This window comes from Stenotrophomonas sp. YIM B06876 (genome assembly GCF_030711595.1).
GTDB lineage: Bacteria > Pseudomonadota > Gammaproteobacteria > Xanthomonadales > Xanthomonadaceae > Stenotrophomonas.
The window spans coordinates 1-461 of the sequence record NZ_JAUJUJ010000551.1 but is presented as its reverse complement, the minus strand read 5'-3'; the positions used below and the strand labels follow the sequence as shown (position 1 = coordinate 461).

General features: G+C 71.1%; 1 pseudogene. It reads left to right on the top strand.

Annotated features, from left to right (window positions below):
* Positions 1-461 (top strand): annotated as a pseudogene (locus tag QZH66_RS18415) (hypothetical protein); the annotation flags it as partial.

Below are 461 nucleotides of genomic sequence, written 5' to 3'. Positions count from 1 at the left end.
GGGGCCACGGCACTGGGTGCGGAAAGCGCGGCCATCGGCGCTGGCAGCACCGCGGTCGGGTATCAGGCGCAGGCCAGCAACGCCTATGCCACTGCCGTGGGACAGGAATCGGTGGCGTCGGGCCTGCAGGCGACCGCCTCCGGTTTCCGCAGTGACGCCTCGGGTACCGCGTCGGCCGCCTATGGCGGTTACAGCAGCGCCTCGGGCTTCGGCACCACTGCGCTGGGCTATGGCGCAGAAGCGTCCGTGGAGTCGGCCACCGCGCTGGGCTTCGGCGCGGCAGCGAGCAACTACGACGCCACCGCGGTCGGCTCCAACGCGATTGCCAGCGGCGACAACAGCGTGGCCGTGGGCGGCGCGTTCTGGGGTTTCATTCCGACCGAAGCGTCGGGCGATTACGCCACCGCGGTCGGTGGCGCCGCCTATGCCAGCGGCTCCAACAGCACCGCGCTGGGCAACTT